20 protein-coding genes are annotated in these 20648 nt (G+C 67.3%); 5 read left to right on the top strand and 15 right to left on the bottom strand.

Annotated features, from left to right (window positions below; all coding sequences use genetic code 11):
- The first annotated feature begins 31 nt into the window (after positions 1-31).
- The 3 genes from BLW05_RS11165 to BLW05_RS11155 all read left to right on the top strand — a co-directional run bounded on the left by BLW05_RS11165 (position 32) and on the right by BLW05_RS11155 (position 2644).
- Positions 32-1018: an ABC transporter substrate-binding protein gene (locus BLW05_RS11165; protein ID WP_093162553.1), complete on the top strand. Its 987-nt coding sequence runs from the start codon at positions 32-34 to the stop codon at positions 1016-1018.
- A 26-nt stretch (positions 1019-1044) separates the two neighbouring features.
- Entirely contained in the window at positions 1045-2088 is a 1044-nt protein-coding gene (locus BLW05_RS11160) for an RNA methyltransferase (RefSeq protein ID WP_093162552.1), read from the top strand.
- A 109-nt stretch (positions 2089-2197) separates the two neighbouring features.
- The gene (locus BLW05_RS11155) at positions 2198-2644 is read left to right on the top strand and encodes a universal stress protein (protein WP_093163138.1); all 447 of its coding nucleotides are present in this window, start codon (positions 2198-2200) and stop codon (positions 2642-2644) included.
- Between the two features lie 13 nt (positions 2645-2657).
- On the opposite strand, the gene BLW05_RS11150 is transcribed toward BLW05_RS11155, so the two are convergent.
- Positions 2658-4274, bottom strand: coding sequence for a phospholipase D family protein (locus BLW05_RS11150; protein WP_371126936.1), 1617 nt, complete (start codon positions 4272-4274; stop codon positions 2658-2660).
- A gap of 146 nt (positions 4275-4420) precedes the next feature.
- Here BLW05_RS11150 and BLW05_RS11145 point away from each other — a divergent pair, with 146 nt between their 5' ends.
- Both BLW05_RS11145 and BLW05_RS11140 read left to right on the top strand, forming a co-directional pair.
- Complete coding sequence (locus tag BLW05_RS11145) at positions 4421-5389, top strand: AraC family transcriptional regulator (protein WP_177142623.1); 969 nt, start codon at positions 4421-4423, stop codon at positions 5387-5389.
- Positions 5390-5537: 148 nt separating this feature from the next.
- Positions 5538-6059 carry a cyclophilin-like fold protein gene (locus tag BLW05_RS11140; RefSeq protein ID WP_093162550.1) on the top strand — a complete coding sequence of 174 codons (522 nt, stop codon included), beginning with the start codon at positions 5538-5540 and terminating at the stop codon, positions 6057-6059.
- Here BLW05_RS11140 and BLW05_RS11135 read toward each other — a convergent pair.
- The 14 genes from BLW05_RS11135 to purT form a co-directional block, all read right to left on the bottom strand.
- A complete protein-coding gene (locus tag BLW05_RS11135) occupies positions 5965-7137 on the bottom strand; it encodes an ABC transporter substrate-binding protein (protein ID WP_093162549.1) in 1173 nt (390 codons plus the stop codon). The two genes, BLW05_RS11140 and BLW05_RS11135, sit on opposite strands and share 95 nt — an antisense overlap.
- 44 nt (positions 7138-7181) lie before the next feature.
- Positions 7182-9059 carry an AMP-dependent synthetase/ligase gene (locus tag BLW05_RS11130; protein WP_093162547.1) on the bottom strand — a complete coding sequence of 626 codons (1878 nt, stop codon included), beginning with the start codon at positions 9057-9059 and terminating at the stop codon, positions 7182-7184.
- 6 nt (positions 9060-9065) lie between these two features.
- Positions 9066-9839 carry an ABC transporter ATP-binding protein gene (locus BLW05_RS11125; protein ID WP_093162546.1) on the bottom strand — a complete coding sequence of 258 codons (774 nt, stop codon included), beginning with the start codon at positions 9837-9839 and terminating at the stop codon, positions 9066-9068.
- Positions 9836-10654 carry an ABC transporter ATP-binding protein gene (locus BLW05_RS11120; protein ID WP_093162544.1) on the bottom strand — a complete coding sequence of 273 codons (819 nt, stop codon included), beginning with the start codon at positions 10652-10654 and terminating at the stop codon, positions 9836-9838. The genes BLW05_RS11125 and BLW05_RS11120 overlap by 4 nt, the downstream gene beginning before the upstream one ends.
- The gene (locus BLW05_RS11115) at positions 10651-11727 is read right to left on the bottom strand and encodes a branched-chain amino acid ABC transporter permease (RefSeq protein WP_093162543.1); all 1077 of its coding nucleotides are present in this window, start codon (positions 11725-11727) and stop codon (positions 10651-10653) included. Before BLW05_RS11115 ends, BLW05_RS11120 begins: the two co-directional genes overlap by 4 nt.
- Positions 11728-11731: 4 nt before the next feature.
- Complete coding sequence (locus BLW05_RS11110; RefSeq protein WP_093162541.1) at positions 11732-12607, bottom strand: branched-chain amino acid ABC transporter permease; 876 nt, start codon at positions 12605-12607, stop codon at positions 11732-11734.
- A 95-nt stretch (positions 12608-12702) separates the two neighbouring features.
- Positions 12703-13446 (bottom strand): helix-turn-helix domain-containing protein, encoded by a 744-nt coding sequence (locus BLW05_RS11105; protein ID WP_093163133.1) that lies wholly within the window; start codon positions 13444-13446, stop codon positions 12703-12705.
- 173 nt (positions 13447-13619) lie between these two features.
- Positions 13620-14846, bottom strand: coding sequence for an ABC transporter substrate-binding protein (locus tag BLW05_RS11100; protein ID WP_093162540.1), 1227 nt, complete (start codon positions 14844-14846; stop codon positions 13620-13622).
- Positions 14847-14925: 79 nt separating this feature from the next.
- Positions 14926-15915, bottom strand: a complete 990-nt coding sequence (locus BLW05_RS11095) for a branched-chain amino acid ABC transporter permease (protein WP_093162538.1) — start codon at positions 15913-15915, stop codon at positions 14926-14928.
- Positions 15916-15918: 3 nt separating this feature from the next.
- Positions 15919-16788 (bottom strand): branched-chain amino acid ABC transporter permease, encoded by an 870-nt coding sequence (locus BLW05_RS11090; RefSeq protein ID WP_093162537.1) that lies wholly within the window; start codon positions 16786-16788, stop codon positions 15919-15921.
- 17 nt (positions 16789-16805) lie between these two features.
- Entirely contained in the window at positions 16806-17519 is a 714-nt protein-coding gene (locus tag BLW05_RS11085; RefSeq protein ID WP_093162536.1) for an ABC transporter ATP-binding protein, read from the bottom strand.
- Entirely contained in the window at positions 17519-18304 is a 786-nt protein-coding gene (locus BLW05_RS11080; protein WP_093163132.1) for an ABC transporter ATP-binding protein, read from the bottom strand. The genes BLW05_RS11085 and BLW05_RS11080 overlap by 1 nt, the downstream gene beginning before the upstream one ends.
- 163 nt (positions 18305-18467) lie before the next feature.
- On the bottom strand, positions 18468-19409 hold the full coding sequence (locus BLW05_RS11075; protein WP_093162534.1) for an alpha/beta hydrolase: 942 nt from the start codon (positions 19407-19409) through the stop codon (positions 18468-18470).
- Between the two features lie 28 nt (positions 19410-19437).
- Positions 19438-20640: a formate-dependent phosphoribosylglycinamide formyltransferase gene (gene purT, locus BLW05_RS11070; RefSeq protein ID WP_093162533.1), complete on the bottom strand. Its 1203-nt coding sequence runs from the start codon at positions 20638-20640 to the stop codon at positions 19438-19440.
- Positions 20641-20648 lie beyond the last annotated feature (8 nt).

The following is a 20648-nucleotide window of genomic DNA, read 5'->3' as shown; positions in this document are numbered from 1 at the left end:
TCCGAAGCACGCTGGCAACCAGGAGACGCCGATGCGCAGCAAGTTTCTGCGGTTTCTGATCTGCGCCGCGCTGCTGGCGGCCGCCCCTCTCGCGCAGGCGCAGCAGCCAGCGAAGAAGGCAGTGCGCATCGGCTACCTCGCAGCCGTCTCGGCCACCGCCGATGCGCCTCGGCTGGAGGCCTTCCGCCGGGGCATGCGCGATCTCGGCTATGTCGAAGGGCAGAACCTCCAGGTCGACTACCGCCACGAAAGCGAGGATCTCGGGCGGCTTCCCAGGCACGCCGCCGATCTGGTCGCGCTGAACGTCGACGTGCTGGTGGCCGTGACCACCAATGCGGCGCAGGCGGCGAAGAAGGCGACCTCCACCGTGCCGATCGTCTTCATGGGTGTGACCGATCCCATCACCACCGGCCTCGCCGAAAGCCTCGCGCGGCCCGGCGGCAACGCGACCGGCGTCACCAATGTGGCGGCGATCCTCACCGGCAAGCGGCTGGAGATCCTGAAGGAGACCAACCCGAAGATGGTCCGCGTCGCCGTGCTGTGGGATCCGAAGGCACCCGGCTCCATCCCGCAATGGGAAGCCAGCCAGCAGCCGGCGCGGCAACTGGGGCTGGAACTCTATTCGATGGAAGCGAGCAGCGCGGAGAGCTATGCGGCCGCGTTCAAGGAAGCTGTCAAGGCGCACAGCCACGCGGTGTGGGTCACGCTGAACCCGGTCGCCAATTCCAACCAGAAGCTGATCGCGGAACTGGCGATCGAGCACAAGCTGCCGTCCATCTGCGCGCGCGGCGACTATGCCGAGAACGGCTGCCTGATGGCCTACGGTCCCGGCTACGTCAACGAGGGCAAGGACGGCGCGCGCTACGTGGTGCGCATCCTGAAGGGCGCCAAGCCAGCCGACCTGCCGATCGAGCAACCGACGACGTTCGAGCTGCTCATCAACCTGAACACGGCCAAGCGGCTGGGCTATGCGATCCCGCGCTCGGTGCTGGCGCGGGCGGACAAGGTGATCCAGTAAAGGGGCTAGGCACAATATCGGCCCTCATGCGAATCCAAGAACTCAAGCGCCGGCTCCACGAAGCCGGCGCGGGCCCACTCCACGAACACCGCGTGCTGCGGCTGTGGTCCCACGCGTTGCCGCGCAACAGCGGCCGGCGGCTGCCCGAGAGCTTCTTTCCTTCGTCGCTGCTCGCGGCACTGCCGGCCATCGAAGCCGATCTGGCGGCGCTGGCACACATCCGCTCGGTGCATCCGGGCGCGGATGGCTCCGAGCGCCTGCTCGTCGCGCTCGCCGACGGCCAGACCGTGGAAAGCGTGCTGCTGCCCCGCGGCGGCCTGTGCGTCTCGTCGCAGGTCGGCTGCGCGGTCGGCTGCCAGTTCTGCATGACCGGGCAGGGCGGCCTCCTGCGCCAGGTCGGCAGTGCGGAGATCGTGGCGCAGGTCGCCCTCGCGCGCCAGCGCCGGCCGGTGCGCAAGGTGGTCTTCATGGGCATGGGCGAGCCGGCGCACAACCTCGACAACGTGATCGAGGCCATCGAGCTGCTGGGCACCGCGGGCGACATCGGGCACAAGAACCTGGTGTTCTCCACCGTGGGCGACCCACGTGCGTTCGAGCGGCTGCAACAGGGCCGGGTGAAGCCGGCGCTCGCGCTGTCGCTGCACACGACCCGCGCCGAGCTGCGCCGGAGGCTCCTGCCGCGCGCACCGAACCTGACGCCTGAGGAACTGGTCGCCGAAGCCGAGCGCTACGCGCGCGCCACCGGCTACCCCATCCAATACCAGTGGACGCTGCTCGAAGGCATCAACGACGGCGAGGACGAGATCGAAGGCATCGTGCGCCTTTTGTCCGGCAAGTACTGCGTGCTGAACATGATCCCCTTCAACTCGATCGATGGAACGGACTTCCACCGCCCCTCGTTCGAGCGCTGCAAGCAGATCGCCCGGACGCTGCTCGATCGGCGCATCCTGACGAAGCTGCGCTACTCCGCGGGACAGGACGTGGATGGCGGCTGCGGGCAGTTGCGGGCGCGCGCCGCGCAGACGCCCGAAATGCGCGTCCCGATCCGGCTGGCGGCGGAACGGGCTTAGGAGGGCCTTCCGGTTCCGCTCTTCGTGCGCCTTGCCCGCCGCCCACGGGTGCGCTAGGCTGGGCTCTGCGGCTGGGCTTTTCCAGCCTATGGAGCAGCACACCATGGCGATGTACAAACGCATCCTCGTTGCCACCGACGCCTCCGAGCTCTCGGAGCTGGCGGTTCAGAGCGCGATCGATCTGGCCCTCACGATGCAGGCGGAGCTGGTCGCGGTCCGGGTCGTCCGCCGCGACCCCAACAGCTACTTCGAAGGCTCGGTCGTGCTCCCGCAAGTGGATGTCGCCCGGCTGGTCGAGCAGATCAACGCCGAGGCGCAGCGCACGGTCGACCAGGTCAAGGCCGCCGCCGACGCCAAGGGCGTGAAGAAGACGACGGCCATCGTCGTGCAGTCGGAGACCGTCTCCGACGCCATCATCGAGGCCGCGCGCGACCATCAATGCGACGTGATCGTCATGGCCTCGAACGGGCGCAAGGGCATCAAGCGGATGCTGATGGGCAGCGAGACCCTGCAGGTGCTCACGCACTCGCACACGCCGGTGCTGGTCCTGCGCTGAGCGGGCGGCCGCCTCAGAGCAACCAGTCGATCGGCAGCGGCTCGAGCAGCCGCACCGCGGCGCGCTCCCACCATGTCGTGCCGGGCTCGACCGAGAGGGTCTGCGGCGGCGTGCCTGCGGCGTCGAACCACTGCAGCGTGCCGTTGCCGGGATGGAGCTGCACCTCCCAGCCGCTCAGCGGCACGCGCTGCGCAAATATCTCCGACATGCTCGCGGCCAGTTCGGGGCTGTCGATGATGATCCCCAGCTCGGTGTTCAAGCGGGCCGAGCGCGGATCGAAGTTGAAGGAGCCGACGAAGATGCGCTTCTTGTCCACGCCGAAGGTCTTGGCATGCAGACTGGAGCCCGAACTGGCGCCGCTGCCCGAGCCGCCCGGCATCCACGATCCTTCATCCCTTCGCACGGGCTTCGTGACCGACTCGCCGGGCTCTGGCTTGAGTTCGTACAGCACCACCCCCGCGGCCAGCAGCCGCTGTCGATGGCGCGCGTAGCCCGAATGCACCGGCAGCACATCGGTGGCGGCCAGCGAATTGGTGAGGATGCGCACCCGCACGCCTTGGCGGGCCAGGTCCACGAAATAGTCAGTCCCGGAATCGGTGGGCACGAAATACGGGGACACCAGGTCCAGCGCACGCACCGGTGTGCCGACGGCCTCGTGCATGTGGTGCAGCAGCAGTTGTTCGGGCTCGGCCAGCGCCAGGCCCTTGGCCGGGTCGTCCACCAGCAGGCGCGCAGGCGCCCAGATCAGCCGCAGGTCGCCCCGGATCAACGCGCCGTAGGCAGGCAACTCGCGCACGGCCTTCTTGTAGATCGCCGCCCGCTCCGAGCGATCGATCAGGGCCTCGCGCGCCGCGATCGCGGCCACGACTTCCGCGGAAGGCGCCTTCACCATCGAGGCGATCGGATAGGCGGACGCACTGGCCCAATAGGCGTCGAACGCGTTCGAGATCTGCCCGACCACCGGCCCCGTCGCCAGCACGTCCAGGTCGGCGAAGAGCACGCCGTCGGTGGCGCCGAAGTATTCGTCGCCTACATTGCGCCCCCCGAGGATCGTGACGGCGTTGTCGGCGGTGAAGCTCTTGTTGTGCATCCGCCGGTTGGCGCGGGAGAAGTCGGTCACGAAGCCCAATGGCTTGAAGGACCGGGACACGAACGGGTTGAACAGGCGAACCTCGATGTGGGGGTGGGCATCGAGCGCCGCCAGCTCTTCGTCCAGGCCGGCGACGCCAAAGTCGTCCAGCAGCAGGCGCACACGCACGCCCCGGTCGGCCGCCGCGCGCAGCGCTTCCAGCAGCAAGTGGCCGGTGGTGTCGTCGCGCCAGATGAAGTACTGCACGTCCAGCGTGCGCTCGGCGTGCTGGGCCAATTGCACCCGGGCTGCGAACGCCTCGTGCGCGTCGGTCAGCGCATGAATCCCGCTGAGGCCGGGATGCTGCTGCGCGACCGCGTCGACGGCCTGGCCCAGCGCCGTGCTGCGAGCTTCGGCCGCCGGCAAGGCATGCGACTGGCTGCGGCCCTCGAGCGGCGGCAGCGCGCATCCGGTCGCCACGACGGCAAGCGCAATACACGCCAGCAGGCGTGCGGCCCGGAGCCAATCGGGCATGAGAGCGAGGCGGGTGAAGCGATGCATGGGGGCTGCGCGTAATTTTGCGCCGATCGACGCGAGCGACGCGGCGGACCGCACCGCTTGCAGAATCGTTGAAGATCTTTGCACGATCGTCCGGCCATCGCGCGCAACCGCAGACAAGCGGCGGCGAGATGCCTAAGCTTCCACCCATGCTCACTTCCACCCCCCACGCACTGCGCAGCGATCGCCCCTCCGGCCCCTTGCAGGCCACGGTGATGCGGGCCGAGCTCGCCGCGATGATCGATCGCGCGACCGCCACCGACGGCGCGCACGAGACGGTGATCCCGCGCCTCGTCCTCGCCCGCGCTTCGCAGATGCAGAAGCCGGTGCGCGCGATGCACGAGCCGGCCTTCTGCGTGCTGGCGCAAGGCAGCAAGCGGGTGTTGCTGGGGGACGAGGTCTATGTCTACGACAGCAGCCAGTACCTGGTGGTGTCGCAGAACCTGCCGGTGTCGGGCCAGGTGATCGACGCATCGCCCGAGGCACCCTACCTCGGCCTGCGTCTGAGCTTCGATCCGAAGGACATCGCGGCACTCGGGCTGGAGCTCCAGCTCGGCGAGCAGCCGCAGCGGCGCGCGTCGGAGCGCGGCATCTTCACCGGCGAGCTGTCGGCGACATTGCTCGACCCGCTGCTTCGGCTGGTCAAGCTGCTGGATACGCCGGAGGATGTGCCGGCGCTCGCACCGCTCATCACGCGCGAGATTCTCTACCGGCTGCTGAAGTCGCCCGATGGCTGGCGGCTGGCGCAGATGGCGCTGGTGGACAGCCATTCGCAGCGCATCGCGCAGGCGATCAGCCTGCTGTCGCAGCGCTATCAGGAGCCGCTGCGGGTGGAGGACATCGCCGATGCGGTGCACATGAGCGTGTCGTCGCTGCACCAGCATTTCAAGGCGGTGACCGCGATGAGCCCGCTGCAGTTCCAGAAGCAGCTGCGGTTGCAGGAATCACGGCGGATCATGATCAGCGAGCACGTCGATGCCGCGACCGCAGGACATCGGGTGGGCTACGAAAGCCAATCGCAGTTCAACCGCGAGTACAGCCGCTTCTTCGGCATGCCGCCGGCGCGCGACGTGAAGCGCCTGCGCGAGCTCCAGCTCGGCGGCCGCACGAACAACTGAGACAACGCGCAAGCCGGCCGTCGCCGACGCGCAGGCGACGGCCGCCGCGCATTTCCGATTCCTGAATCCAGCGGCGCCGCGAGGCGTCCGCGGCGAGGGGCCATCGCCTTTCGCACGCACTCCAACCGATTGACAGACGAGGTTCACCATGAAGGTTCATCTGGTTTTGAATGACAAGGTGATTGCGGCCACGCTGGCCGACAACGACACGGCCCGCGAGTTCGCCCTGATGCTGCCGATGACGATCACGATGCACGACATGTTCCGGCGCGAGAAATTCGGCCCGCTGCCCAAGGCGATCTCGGGCAGAGGAACGAGCACGCAGAGCTACGAGGTCGGCGACATGATCTGCTGGTCGCCCGGGCCGGATCTCACGATCTTCCACGGGCACGACGGGCAGACGATCAGCGGCGCGATCCAGGTGCTGGGCCGGATCGACGCCGGCATCGAGGCGTTTCGCGCACCCGGCCCGATCGAGGTGCGGATCGAACTGGCCGGCGAGAAACTGCGTGACGATCGCGGACCGCCGCGCGCGATTCAGGTGTGCGGCCGGGACGGCCGCACGCCGGGACGCATCACGGCGCCACGTAGTCCGACACCACCTTCCACTTGCCGTCCACGATCTGCGACAGGCGGGACTGGTCATTGCCCAGCCGCTTGGTGGGGCTGAAGGTCATCTTCGGACTGCCGAACATGTCGGGCTCGAAGGTGCTGCTGTCCATGGCCTTGATGAAGGTGTCGGTCGTCAGGTTCGGGCCGGCCTTGTTCGCGGCCTGGATGAAGTCCTGGATGATCGAGTAGCCATACACCGAGAACACCGTCGGGTCCTCGTTGAACTTGGTCTTGTACTTGTTGGCCCAGAAGCGGATGTTCTGCGCCTGCTCGTCGGTGTAGGGGTTCTGAACGGTCATGGTGGCGTAGATGCCGTCCATGGGCTTGCCGCCGAGCTTGTGGATGAGGTCGGTGTAGGCCGCGCTCGATCCGAGGAAGGTCGGGTTGAAGCCGGTCTTGCGCGCCTCGCCCACGGTGCCGATCGTCTCGCGGATGATGGTGCCGAGCACGACGAGGTCGCAGCCGGCGGCCTTCATCTTGGCGACCTGCGACGAGAAGTCGGTGGCGCCGCGCTTGTACGAGGTCTTCTCGGTCAACTCCATGCCGACCGACTTCAGGCCCGCCTCGGCGCCGCGCTGCACTTCAAGCCCGAACTCGTCGTCCTGGTAGATGGTGCAGACCTTCTTGGCGCCCTTGTCCTTGATCATCTTGGGCAGCGCCAGGCGGATCTGGTCGTAGTACGTCGCCGCGAAGGAGTACTTCAGCTTGTGGAAGGGGTCGTACATCTCGCGTGCGGCGGTGATCGGGAAGAAGTTGATGATGTTCTTCTCGAACTGCACCGGCATGGCCGCCATGTTCTGCGCGGTGCCGATGTGGCCGGCCATGATGAAGATCTTGTCCTGGTTGACCAGCTTCTGCGCCGCGAGCACCGCCTTCTTGGGGTCGTAGCCGGAGTCCTCCACGAAGAGCTTGAGCTTGCGGCCCTGGACGCTGCCCTGCTCGTTGAGCTCATCGACCGCGAGCTGCATGCCGTTGCGCGCCTGCTTGCCGAAGCCCGCGAGCGGGCCGGAGAGGTCCTGGATCGTGCCGATCCGGATCTCGTCCTTGCTCACGCCCTGCTGCTGCGCGCCGGCGATGCCGGATGCCATCGCGAGGCCGGCGGCCGCCGCAAAAGGGATGAGGGTCTTGATCTTCATACCGCTGTCTCCTGAGTTGGCTAAGAACACGGGTCGGACCGTCACTAGGCGTACATCGCCTCGATGCGATCGGCGTACTTGGTCTGCACCAGCTTGCGCTTGAGCTTCATCGTGGGCGTGAGTTCTTCGTCTTCGGCGCTGAGCTGGGTTTCGAGGAGGAAGAACTTCTTGATCTGCTCGACGCGCGCGAACTTGGCGTTGACGCGGTCGATCTCGGACTGGATCAGGTCCTGCACTTCGCGCGAGCGGGTGAGGCTCTGGTAGTTGCTGAACGGCACGTCGTGGTCCTGCGCGAATTTCTCGACGTTCTCCTGGTCGATCATGACGATCACCGTGAGGTAGGGCTTGGCATCGCCGATGACGACCGCATCGGTGATGTAGGGGCTGAACTTGAGTTCGTTCTCCAGCTCGCTGGGTGTGACGTTCTTGCCGCCTGCCGTGATGATGATGTCCTTCATGCGGTCGGTAATGCGGAAATACCCGTCCTGGTCCACGGTGCCGACGTCGCCGGTGTGCAGCCAGCCGTGCGCGTCGATGGTTTCCGCCGTCTTCTCGGGCAGGTTGAGGTAGCCCATGAAGACGTTCGGGCCGCGCACCAGGATTTCGCCGGTGGCGTCGTCGATGCGGACTTCGTTGTATTCGGCGGCCGGCCCGATCGCGCCGGGCTTGATGCGCGTGGCAGGCACGCCGGTGGCGGCGCCGCAGGATTCGGTCATGCCCCACACCTCGAGCATCGGCACGCCGAGCGCGAGATACCAGCGCACGAGATCCGGCGAGATCGGCGCCGCGCCGGTGACGAGAAAGCGCGAGCGGTGGATGCCGATCATCTTGCGCACGTTGTCCAGCGCCAGCCAGCGTGCGATGCGGAACTTGAACTTCAACATGCCGCCCACCGCCTGGCCCGCGAGCACGCGGTCGGCGATCGTGGTGCCGACGCCGATGCTCCACCGGTAGGCCGCCTGCTGCAGTGCGCTGGCTTCCTTCAGGGCGATCATCACGCCGGAATAGAACTTCTCCCACACACGCGGCACGGCGGTGAAGACCGTCGGCGCGATCTCGCGCACGTTCTCGGGCACGGTCTCCGGGTTCTCGACGAAGTTGAGGATGGAGCCCGCGTAAAGCGCGAAGTACTCGCCGCCCATGCGTTCGGCGATGTGGCACAGCGGCAGGAAGCACATGCGCTCGTCGCGCTCGTCCTGCGCGATGAGGGTGTTGTAGCCGCGCGCGGTGTACACGAGGCCATGGTGGCTGTGCATCGCGCCCTTGGGCTTGCCGGTGGTGCCGGAGGTGTAGACGAGGATCGCGAGGTCGTCGGGGCGGCATGCGGCGACGCGCTGCTCCAGCGCGTCGGGATGGGCCTGGTTGTATTCGCGGCCGAGGGCGCGCAGGTCGTGGAGGCTCATCACGCCCGGGTCGTCGAGCTCACGCAGGCCTTCCATGTCGAAGACGACGATCTTTCGCAGCAGCGGGAGCTCGGCGCGGACTTCGAGGGCCTTGTCGAGCTGCTCGTCGTCTTCGACGAAGAGGACGGTGGTGCGGGAGTCCTCGCAGAGATACTGCACCTGCGATGGGGCGTCGGTCGGGTAGATGCCGTTGGAGACCCCGCCGCAGCTGAGCACCGCCAGGTCGGCGAGGACCCATTCGATGACGGTGTTGGAGAGGATGGATGCGCACTCGCCGGGCGCGAAGCCGATGGCCATGAGGCCGCCGGCGACCTCGGCGACGGCATCGGCTGTCTGGCGCCAGGTCCAGCTCTTCCAGATGCCGAGCTCTTTCTGGCGCATCCACACCTTGTCGGCGCGCATGCGAGCGGCGTTCCAGAACATGGCCGGAATGGTTTCGCCGGGCACGACGATGTCCCTGCGCGGCTGGATGTGGCTCATGTCCCAGAGCCCGGGGGATGTGGCAGCCTTGGTGGTCATCGCTCGCTACCTCCAGGTCTTCTTCTTCTTCCACCGGCGCTCGCCGCGCACGCCATCGTCCTTCAGGCCGAGGTAGAACTCCTTGATGTCCTCCTTCTCGCGCAGGCGCTCGCAGGTGTCCTCAATGACGATGCGGCCGTTCTCGAGCACGTAGCCGTAGTCGGATGCATTGAGCGCCATGTTGGCGTTCTGTTCGACCAGCAGGATGGTGGTGCCGCGCTCGCGGTTGATGCGCACGACGATCTCGAAGATCTCCTTGGTGAGCTTGGGCGACAGCCCGAGGCTGGGCTCGTCCAGGAGGATGAGCTGCGGCGCGGCCATGATGGCGCGCGAGATGGCGAGCATCTGCTGCTGCCCGCCGGAGAGCAGGCCGGCATCCTGCGCGGCGCGTTCCTTGAGGATCGGAAAGTAGCCGTAGACCGTTTCGATGTCGCGCGCAACGCCGTCGCGGTCCTTGCGCGTGTAGGCGCCCATCAGCAGGTTGTCGCGCACCGAAAGGAGCGGGAACACTTCGCGGCCTTCGGGGACGTGGCTGAGGCCCTGCTGGACGATGTACGCCGGGTCCTTGGCGGTGATGTTCTGACCCCGGAATTCGATGCTGCCCTTTCTCGGGTCGATGATTCCGGAGATGGTCTTGAGGATCGTCGTCTTGCCTGCGCCGTTGGAACCCAGGACGGTGGCGATCTCGCCCTGGCGGACTTTGAGGCTGACGCCCCGGATGGCCTTGATCGGGCCGTAGGCGCTTTCGACGTTGAGAAGCTGGAGGACGGTGTCGCTCATGTCGCTCTCCTTCGCAGGCTGCTTACGTCATCGACCGTCCCGAGATAGGCCTCGACGACCCGGGGATCCGACTGCACCTCACGCGGCATGCCCGTCGACAGGGCCTCCCCCATGTTCATCGCCAGCACCCGGTCCGACACCTTGGACACGAGCGACATGTCGTGCTCCACCATCAGCACCGAGATGCCGAGTTCATGCTGGATGTCCTGGATCCAGAACGCCATGTCCGCCGTCTCTTCGACGTTGAGCCCCGACGAAGGCTCGTCGAGCAAGAGGAGCTTGGGCTCGGTGCACAGCGCCCGTGCGAGCTCGACCACCTTGCGCACACCGTAGGGCAGCCCCGCCACCATCGAATCGCGATGGTGCTGCAAGTCCAGCAGATCGATGACCTTCTCTGCCACCTCGCGCGCCTCGATCTCCGCACGGCGCGTGGCCTGCGTGAAGAACACCTCGCTCCAGAAGCCCGTCTTGCGATGCGTGTGCCGCCCGATCAGCAGGTTGTGCAACACCGTCGCATGCTCGAACAGCTCGATGTTCTGGAAGGTGCGCGCAATGCCCAGCGCTGCGATCTCGTGCGGTGCGCGCTGCGTGAGTTGCGAGGGCGACCCCTCGCCGTGCCACACGATCTCGCCGGTCGTCGGCGTGTAGATGCGGCTGATCAGGTTGAACACCGTCGTCTTGCCCGCGCCGTTCGGCCCGATCAGCGTGAACACCTCGCCACGCCGCACGTCGAAGCTCACCTTGTTGACCGCGAGCACGCCGCCGAAGCGCACGCTCAGGTCCTTCGCCGAAAGAAGAATGTCCGCGTCGCTCATCTCAGGCGATCTGATTTGGTGAAGGACTTCTGCCGCTTGAACAGGCCCCGGCGATAGAACGGGAAGAGCTGCAGCCAGGTTCGGACCTTCAGCCAGCGCCCGTACAGCCCCAGTGGCTCGAACAGCACGAAGGCGATCAGCACGAGGCCATAGACCAACCCCTGCAGCCCCGGCGCCTGCCCGATCACCGGCGGCAGCCAGTCCTTGCCCAGCGCGATCAACTGCGGCATCGCGATGAGGAAGATCGCACCGAGAAACGCGCCGTGCACCGAACCGAGCCCACCGATCACCACCAGCAGCAGCAGATCGATGGATTGCAGGATGTTGAACTGGTCCGGCGAGATGAAGCTCAGCTTGTGCGCGTACAACGCACCGCCCAAGCCCGCCAGCGCCGCCGAGATCGCGAACGACAGCGTCTTGTAGCGCGCCAGGTGGATGCCCATGCTCTGCGCCGAGATCTCCGAATCGCGGATCGCAACGAAGGCACGCCCGGTCGGCGAACGCAGCAGGTTCAGGATCGCGAGCGTGCACAGCACGGCGACGATCAGGCACACCAGGTAGAAGTTCTCGCTCGAACCCAACTCCACGCCAAACACGGTCGGCGACTTCACATGCAGCCCCGAGTTGCCGCCGGTGACCGACTCCCAGCGCGCGAACACCTCTTCCACGATGAAGCCGAAGGCCAGCGTCGCGATGCCGAGGTAGATGCCCTTCACCCGCAGCGCCGGCAGCCCGACCACCACGCCCACCGCCGCCGACAGCGCGGCCGCAGCCACCAGCGCGAGCGGAAACGGCACGCCCATGTTCGCGAGCACCGCCTGCGTGTAGGCGCCGGTGCCCAGGAAGGCCGCATGGCCGATCGAGAACTGCCCCGTGAAGCCCGCGAGCAGCATCAGCCCAAGGCCCACGATGCCGTAGATCAGGACGAAGGTGAGCTGCGCGAGCCAGTATTCGGGCAGCGCCCACGGCGCGGCGATCAGCGCCGCGCCGAGCAGGCTATACCAGAACACATGCCCGCCATGCTTGGCGAGGTTGATGTCCTGCGCGTAGCTGGTCTTGAAGATGAAGCGCATGGGTTCAGACCTTCTTCCGCAGCTTCTCGCCGAACAGCCCGTTGGGCTTCACCATCAGCATGACCAGCACCACGATGTACGGCGCCGTGTCCTTGAAGCCGTCGGGCAGGTAGAAGCCCGCGAGCGATTCGACGATGCCGATGACCAGCCCGCCGACGATCGCGCCCGGCAGGCTGCCGAAGCCGCCGACCACCGCCGCCGGAAAGGCCTTGAGCCCGATGAAGCCCATGTTGGCGTGCACGAAGGTGATCGGCGCGAGCAGCATGCCGGCGATCGCCGCGACCGCCGCCGCGAGACCCCACACCAGTCCGTTGAGCCGCTTCACCGGGATGCCCATGTAGTAGGCCGCGAGCTGGTTCTGCGACGAGGCCTGCATCGCAATGCCGAGCTTGCTGTAGCGGAACATCGCGAAGAGCAGCGCGCACAGCACCGCGGTCGCGAGGATGATGGCCATCTGCTCGACATTCAGCACCAGCTCGCCGAGCTTCCAGATCTCGTCCTTGTAGGGCACGGCCAGCGTGTGCGTCTCGGTCCCGATGGCCGGGATCATCGTGATGAGCCCGCGCGCGACGTAGCCGATGCCGATGGTCAGCATGACGATCGAGAACTGCGGCTGGCCGAGGATCGGCCGGATCACGACCAGTTCCAGCAGCACGCCGAAGGCGACCATCGCTCCGATGGCCAGCAGCGCCGCGAGCCAGAATGGCAGCCCGAAGAGCGACATGCCCGCGAAGGCCGCGAACGCACCGAGCATCATGAGCTCGCCCTGCGCGAAGCTCACCGTCTCGGTGGCCTTGTAGATCAGCACGAAGCCCAGCGCGATCAGGCCGTAGATGCAGCCTTGGGCGATACCTGAAAGCAGAAGCTGGAGTAGTTGCAAGGAGGTGTCCCGACCGGGTTTCGCGGTTTATAGCGGTGGGTTCCTCGCGCCGCGCAGAGGGTTGACCCGCATTCGGCGGCTCAAGCCGCCGCGCTCTACTGGTGCAGTGCGAGGCGCCGCGAGCCGGCGAGGATGTCGCTCGGGCGCAGGCCGTAGACCTGCCGGATCGAGTGGCTGAAGTGGGTCGAATCCGGGTAGCCGGTATCGAGCGCGATGTCGGTCAGCGTGGCGGTCTGGCGCACGTGACGCAGCAGGCTGCGCGCGCGCTTCCAGCCGCGGAAGGCGCGGAAGGTGACGCCGGTTTCCTGCTTGAACAGGTGCAGGAATCGCGAGAACGAGAGCCTGACCGCCGCCGCGCATTCCTCGGCCGAGGTCTGCTCTGCCGGATCGGCGTTGATGCGATCGACCACGGCCCGGATGCGCGCATCCATGGTGCGCATGGCGAGCCGTTCGCCAAAGAAGAGCGTGTCGAACTCGAGGCCCTCGAAGCTGCCGCTGCCGGAGGCTTCGAGCAGCCGGACATGCGCGTCGCGCACGCGTCGCACGAAGGCCGGCGCATCGACCGGGCCGCAGTGCTGCATGAAGGGCGGCAGGCGCGCAGGGTCGACCGATTCGGCTTCGATCAGGAGATTGAGCACCAGCCGGTGCTCGGTCCTGACCTGGTGCGGCACCTGCGGCGGCACCACGAGCAATTCGCCGCTTTGCCAGGCGCCGCCGCCGATGCAGATGGAGAGCGGCGCACCGGTCGGCGAGACGTACACGCCGTGCCCGCCCATGGCGCGCTCGGCCGCCGCTCCCAGGAGGCCCGCATAGAACACCCGCTGGGGCGTGATCCACATGAGGCGCTCGCCCCGGCCGCCGTCGCGGGGCGCCTCGCTCGTCTGCCTGCTGACCAAAATGCCGTCCTCCGCAGGGCGGTGGTCGGCCCCATGGCCGACCCGCCATGGGGCGATCGTAGCGACGGGCCGTTCGCCCGGTGTCCGCCGGGACGAGGGGACTTTCCCTTAGGGCGTCAATCGGAGGTGTTCAGGACTTCACCGAAGCCCTGCCACAAGGTCCCCGTGAACCGCGCCAGTTGCCCCTGCTTGACCAGGGCGAAGTCCGTCGGCGAGCTGTTCAGCGCCATGCCCGGCAGCAGCAGCGGCAGCTTCAGGTTCTTGATGTTGGCGGCCTGTTTCATCACGTTCTCGCGCGTCAGGTCGTTGCCGCACTGCTTGAGGATCTGCACCATGGTCTGCGCCGCGAGGTAGGCATAGACGTTGGAAGCATCCTTCGGATCACCCTCGCGGTAGTGGCGTCCCATGAAGGCGCGCCATTCGAGCATTGCCGGGTCGTCCTTCCACTGCGGATCGTTCGGGTCCTTGTAGTACTGCAGCGTCAGCAGACCGGTCGACTTGTCGAGCCCGGCCGGCACCAGCACCGAGCCCACCGACGCGCCCACGTTGTTGACGATGTGCAGCGGCTTCCATCCCGAGTCGTAGGCCTTGCGGATGGCCTGCGCCGCGAACTTGGGCGTGGTGATGTTGATGAAGGTGTTCGCGCCCGAGCCCTGCAACGTGACGATCTGCGAGTCGACGGTCGGATCGCTCACCTCGTAGGTGGCCTCGGCCACGATCATCTTGGCGCCCTTCGCGCCGAGCCCGTCCTTCACGCCCTTGAGCAAGTCTTTGCCGTAGTCGTCGTTCTGGTAGAGGATCGCGATCTTCGCGTCGGGCCTCTCCTTGAGCAGGTACTTGGCGTAGATCGCGCCCTCCGCCTGATAGCTCAGGTTGAAGCCCATGGTCCACGGGAAGTTCTTGGGGTCGTTCCACTTCGTCGCACCGGTCGCCAGCAGCAGGTGCGGCACCTTCTTCGCGTTGACGTACTTGTGGATGGCGGTGTTGCTCGGCGTGCCCAGCGTATTGAACAGCGCAAGCACCTCGTCCTGCTCGACCAGCCGGCGCACCTGCTCCACCGCCTTGGGCGGGCTGTAGCCGTCGTCCAGGCTGATCAGGTTGATCTTGCGGCCGTTGATACCGCCGCTGTCGTTGATCATCTTGAAGTAGGCCTGCTGGAGCTTGCCGATGGTTCCGTAGGCCGAGGCGGGGCCGCTGTAGGGCATCGTCTGCCCGAGCTTGATTTCCGTGTCGGAGGCGCCGGGGCCGTACTTCTTCTGCGCGGCGGCCGGTGCGGCGACGGACAGGGCCACCGCGCCCGCGACGGCGAGCAGGGCGGCACGGCGGTCTGGACTGAACCTCATGGTGTGTCTCCTTCCATGTCATCGAACGAACACAAACCGGACGGGCCCGCCGGGCGCGACCGGGACGGACTACGAACAGTCAACGTTTGCGCCGCCGCCGGAGTCGACCGATGGCCGTTTGCACCAGCCCGGCCACGCCCGTAGGCATCGCGTACATGAAGGCGATGAGGAAGATGCCGTAGATCGCCCACGGCGCCGCCTTGGAAATCTGGTCGGCCACGTTGGGGATGAACTGGATGAACAGCGCGCCGTAGATCGCGCCCTGGATCGACGCCAGGCCGCCGACCACCACGCCCACCACCAGCGAGATCGACAGGAAGATCGAGAACGAATCGGGCGCGACGAACTGGATCACGATCGCGCCCAGCGCCCCCGCGATGCCGGTGTACATCGCCGAGACGCCGAAGGTCAGCGACTTGACCATTGCGGTGTTGACACCCATCGCCTGCGCCGCGATCGGCTGGTCGCGGATCGCGACCATGGCGCGCCCGATGCGGCCGCGCAGCAGGTTCCAGCCGATGGCGAACAGCAGCAGCAAGGTCGCGAGGACGACGAAGTAGAGCCACTGGTCCTGCGTGAGGCCGGTCCACTCGGGCGGGTCGGGTTTCACGATGACGATGCCCTGCACGCCGCCGGTCCATGGCTCCAGGTGCTTGTACTTGAGGATCTGCGGCATCGCCACGCCGAGCGCGAAGGTCGCGAGCGCCAGGTAGAGCCCTTCCAGCCGCAGCGCCGGCAGGCCGAAGAGAAAGCCCGCCAGCAGGCACACCGCACCAGCGATCGGCACCGTCATCCAGTACGGCACGCCGAACTTGTCCATGAGGATCGCCGCGACATAGGCGCCGATGGCGTAGAACGCCCCATGGCCGAGCGAGATCTGGCCGTTGTAGCCCGTGAGCATGTTGAGCCCCAGCAGCGCGATCGCATAGACCAGCGCCAGCGTGAACTGGAACACCCGGTAGTTGCTGACCACGAACGGCAGCACGCAGGCGACGGCCATCGCCACCAACAAGCCGATGAGTTGCGCCTTGCCGAAAGGCACGCGCCTGGATTCGTCGCGCGCAGCCATGGCTCAGACCCGCCTCACGTGAACTTTGCCGAACAGCCCCGAAGGGCGGATCACAAGCACGCCGACGATCAGCGCCAGCGCGACCGTCAGCTTGAGCTCGGTGCCGAGCACGACGCCGGCCAGGTTTTCGAGCACGCCCACGATGAAGCCGCCGAGCACCGCGCCGCCGGGACTGTCGATGCCGCCCAAGAGGGCCGCCGCGAAGGCATAGAGCAGGATGCCGGCCATCATGTTCGGCTCCAGGAACACACTCGGCGCGACCATGATCCCGGCGATCGCGCCGATGGCCGCCGCGAGCCCCCAGCCGAGCGCGAGCATCCAGCCGACCCGGATGCCCACCAGCCGGCTGGACACGGGGTTCTGCGCAGCCGCCCGCATCGCCAGCCCCAGCGGCGTGAATCGGAAGAAGACGAACACCGCGACCAGCACCACCAGCGTGACGCCGATGGAGCCCAGCTCGTGCGGGCCGACGTACGCATTGCCGAAGATCGGCTGCTCCGGAAACGGGCTCGGGAAGGGCTTGATCGTGTAGGTGAAGATCCACCCGGCCAGGCTGTTGAGGATCACCAGGAGGCCGATGAAGACGATCACGATCGACAGGATGGGCGCGTTTTCCACCGGCTGCACGATGACCCGCTCGATCAGCACGCCGAGCACGAACGCCACCGCCACCGTGGCGGCGAACGCCCCCCAGTACGGCACGCCCGCCTGCATCAGGCTCCACGCGATGTAGGTGGAGAACATCGCCAGTTCGCCCTGCGCGAAGTTCACGAGATGCGTGGCCTGGTAGATCATGACCAGCGCGAGCGCCAGGCTGGCATAGATGCCGCCGGTGGCGAGGCCCGCGAGCACTTGTTGGAGCAGGACGTTCATCTCGGTCTCCCGTAGCGCTAGTAGCCGAGGTACGAACGCCGCACCGCTTCGTCGTTGCGGATGGTCTCGGCGCTGCCGGAGATCACCACGCGGCCGGTTTCGAGCAGGTAGGCGCGGTCGGCCAGACTGAGCGCCAGCGCGGCGTTCTGCTCCACCAGCAGCATGCTCACGCGATCGCGCCGGTTGATCTCGCCGAAGATCTCGAAGAGCTCCTGCACGATGCGCGGCGCGAGGCCGAACGAGGGCTCGTCGAGCAGCAGCAGGCGCGGCCGCAGCATCAGTGCGCGCGAGACGGCAAGCATCTGCTGCTCGCCGCCCGAGAGGGTGCCGGCCTGCTGGCGGCGGCGCTCCCGCAGGCGCGGGAAGTGCTCGTACACGCGCTCGAAATCCGCCGCGACCTCGCCCTTGTCGCGCCTCGTGTAGGCGCCGAGGCGGAGGTTCTCCTCCACGCTCAGGTCGACGAAGGTGCCGCGGCCGTCCGGCACGTGGGCCACGCCGAGGCGCACGATGCTTTCCGTCGCCCGGCCGTCGATGCGGCTGCCGGCGAAGACAATCTCGCCCTGCGTCTTCACCATGCCGCAGACGGCGCGCAGGGTGGTCGTCTTGCCCGCGCCGTTGGCGCCGAGGATGGTGGTGATGCCGCCCTCCTCCACGCCGAAGTCGAGGCCGTGCAGGACCTTGCTCGGGCCGTACCGGGCCTCGAGGCTGCGGACTTCGAGCAGCGCGGGCATCAGGTGGTCCCTCCCAGGTAGGCGCGCACCACCTCGGCATCGGCCTGCACCTCGGCCGGCGAGCCGTTGGCGATGACGCGACCGAAGTCCAGCGCGACCACGCGGTCCGACACGCGCATGACGAGGTTCATGTGGTGCTCGACCAGCAGCATCGTGAGCCGGAGCCGGTCGCGCACCTGCCGAAGCAGCGCCATGAGCACGCCGACTTCCTCGTGGTTGAGCCCGCCCGCGGGTTCGTCGAGCAGCAGCAGCTTGGGGCTGCTCGCGAGCGCGCGCGCCAGTTCGACGCGCTTCTGGGTGCCGAAGGACAGGTCCATGACGCGTGTGTCGGCGACGCCGCGCAGGTCGAGCAACTCCACGAGCTGGTCGGCGTGGGCTTCGAGCCTTTGCTCCTCGCGCCGCACCCAGGGCAGCCGCAGCGCGTTCGAGAAGAAGCCGCTGCGCGTGCGGCAATGGCCGCCGAGCAGGATGTTCTGCCGCACCGTCATGGTCTGGAAGAGCGCCAGGTTCTGGAAGGTGCGCCCGATGCCGAGAGCCGCGATGCCGTGGGCCGGCGTGGCGAGCAGCGAGCGGCCCTCGAAGAGAATGCGGCCTTCGCTGAAGTCGTAGAGCCGCGAGAGACAGTTGAAGAGCGTCGTCTTGCCAGCGCCGTTGGGCCCGATCAGCCCGACGATGTGCCCCGGCGCCACCGCGAACGAGACCTTGTCGAGCGCCGTGATGCCGCCGAAGCGCACGGTGACGCCCTCGACGTTGAGCAGATCAGCACGTTGGGCAGGCGAGACGATGTTCGACTCCTTGCACGGTGGGACTGCGGCCGGCACCCGGCCGCCGCGCCCGATGGAATCACGGGCGCGGAGACCATTGATACAACAAGATACCGAGCTTTGACTCCGCGCAATAGCGGGCTTTACCCTGCTTTCGCGGACGCGGACGCGGCCGGGGGCGCCGTCAGGGCTTCAGCGCGCGGCGCAGCTCGCCCGCGCACAGCGCCACGGCCGAGCCGGCTTCATCGAGGATCCGGCCCATCGTGATGAAGCCGTGGATCTGCCGCTCGAAGCAGACGTAGACCGCGCGGTTGCCGGCCTCGGTGAGTGCTCGGGCGTAGTCCAGCCCTTCGTCGCGCAGCGGGTCGTAGCCGGCGGTGAGCACCAGCGCGGGCGGCAGGCCCTTGAGGTTCTCGTGCAGGAGCGGGGAGGCGCGCCAGTCGAGGTCGTGCTTCGGGTCGTCGATGTAGTGGTCGTGGAAGTAGGTGATGCTGTCGCTGGTCAGGACGTAGCCCTGGCCGTTGGTGGTGTGCGATGCGTGGCCGCGCCGCATGTCGGTGGCGGGGTAGATCAGCAGCTGGAAGGCGATCGGCAGGTTGCCTGCGTCGCGCGCGGCGATCGCCACCACTGCGGCGAGATTGCCGCCGGCGCTGTCGCCGCCGACCGCGAGGCGGTTGGCGTCGACCTTGAGCGAGGCCGCCTGCTGGCGCACCCAGCGCGTGGCGGCGAGCACGTCGTCCGCGGCGGCCGGGAAGCGGTGCTCCGGACCCATGCGGTAGTCCACCGCGACCACTGCGCAACCGGAGAGGTTGCACAGCTCCCGGCAGAGGGTGTCATGCGTATCGAGGTCCCCGATGGTCCAGCCGCCGCCGTGGTAGTAGACAAGCACCGGCAGCACCGCCGAAGCATCCGAACCCAGCGGGCGGTAGTAACGCAGCGGAATCGGCCCGCCCGGCCCCTCGGCGCTCAAGTCACGCACCAGCGCCACCTCGCCCGGTTCGGGCTGCGCGAGGGCCCGGCGCTCGCGGTAGAACCTGCGCGCGTCGGTGTATGGCAGCGTGTGCGTCGGCGGAACGCCTTTCTCGATCAGCAGGTCGATGAAGGCCTTGGCTTGGGGATGCAGCATGCGTGGCTCCGGTTGATGTGGAATCAGATCAGGCTTGGCGAGGCTTGACGCGTGACGCCGCTTCCTTGGCATTGCGGCGCGCGGTGTCGACATCGGCGGCGTGCGCGAGCGCCACGCCCATGCGGCGCTTGACGAAACTCTCGGGCTTGCCGAAAAGCCGCACGTCGGTGCCCGGCACCGCAAGCGCCTGCGCGACGCCGTCGAAGGCGATGCCGGTGGCATCGACGCCGCCATAGATCACGGCGCTCGCGCCCGGGCTCTTGAGGCCGGTGTCGACCGGCAGCCCGAGGATCGCGCGGGCATGCAGCTCGAATTCGTTCTGCCACTGGGTCGTCATGGTCACCATGCCGGTGTCGTGCGGGCGCGGGCTGACTTCGCTGAACCAGACCTGCTCGCCCTTCACGAACAGCTCCACGCCGAAAAGACCCTGGCCGCCGAGGTCGGAAGTCACCGCGCGGGCGATGTCCTGCGCCTTCTGGAGCGCCACCGGCGACATGGGATGCGGCTGCCAGCTTTCGACGTAGTCGCCGCTGACCTGCACATGGCCGATCGGCTCGCAGAACTGCGTCTGCACCGCGCCGTCGGTACCCTGCGCGCGCACGGTGAGCAGCGTGATCTCGTAGTCGAAGTCGATGAAGCCCTCGACGATCACGCGGCCGTGGCTCACGCGGCCGCCGGCCATGGCGTAGTCCCAGGCTTTCTGCACGTCGGCGGGGCCGTCGATCTTGCTCTGGCCCTTGCCGGAGCTGCTCATCACCGGCTTGACGATGCAGGGATAACCGATGCCGCCGTCGATCGCGGCCTGCAGCTCGGCGAGCGAATCGCAGAACTTGTAGGGGCTGGTGGGCACGCCGAGCGTTTCGGCGGCGAGGCGGCGGATGCCTTCTCGGTCCATCGTGAGGCGCGCCGCGCGGGCGGTGGGAATCACCCGCACCACGCCGGCGTCCTCCAGCTGCTGGAGCATCGGGGTGGCGATCGCCTCGATCTCGGGCACGACGAGCTGGGGTTTCTCGGCCTCGATCAGCGCCTTGAGCTGGTCTGGGTCGCTCATCGTGATGGTCCGGGCGTGGTGCGCGACCTGCTGGCCGGGCGCGTTTTCGTAGCGGTCGACCGCGATGGTCTCCACGCCGAGGCGCTGGAGGGCGATGAGGACTTCCTTGCCGAGCTCGCCGGAGCCGAGGAGCATCACGCGGGTGGCGGAGGGGGAAAGGGGCGTGCCGAGGGTGGTCATGGTGCGGT

This window comes from Variovorax sp. YR216, assembly GCF_900107745.1.
Lineage (GTDB): Bacteria > Pseudomonadota > Gammaproteobacteria > Burkholderiales > Burkholderiaceae_C > Variovorax.
This window is presented reverse-complemented; position numbering and strand designations above follow the sequence as displayed.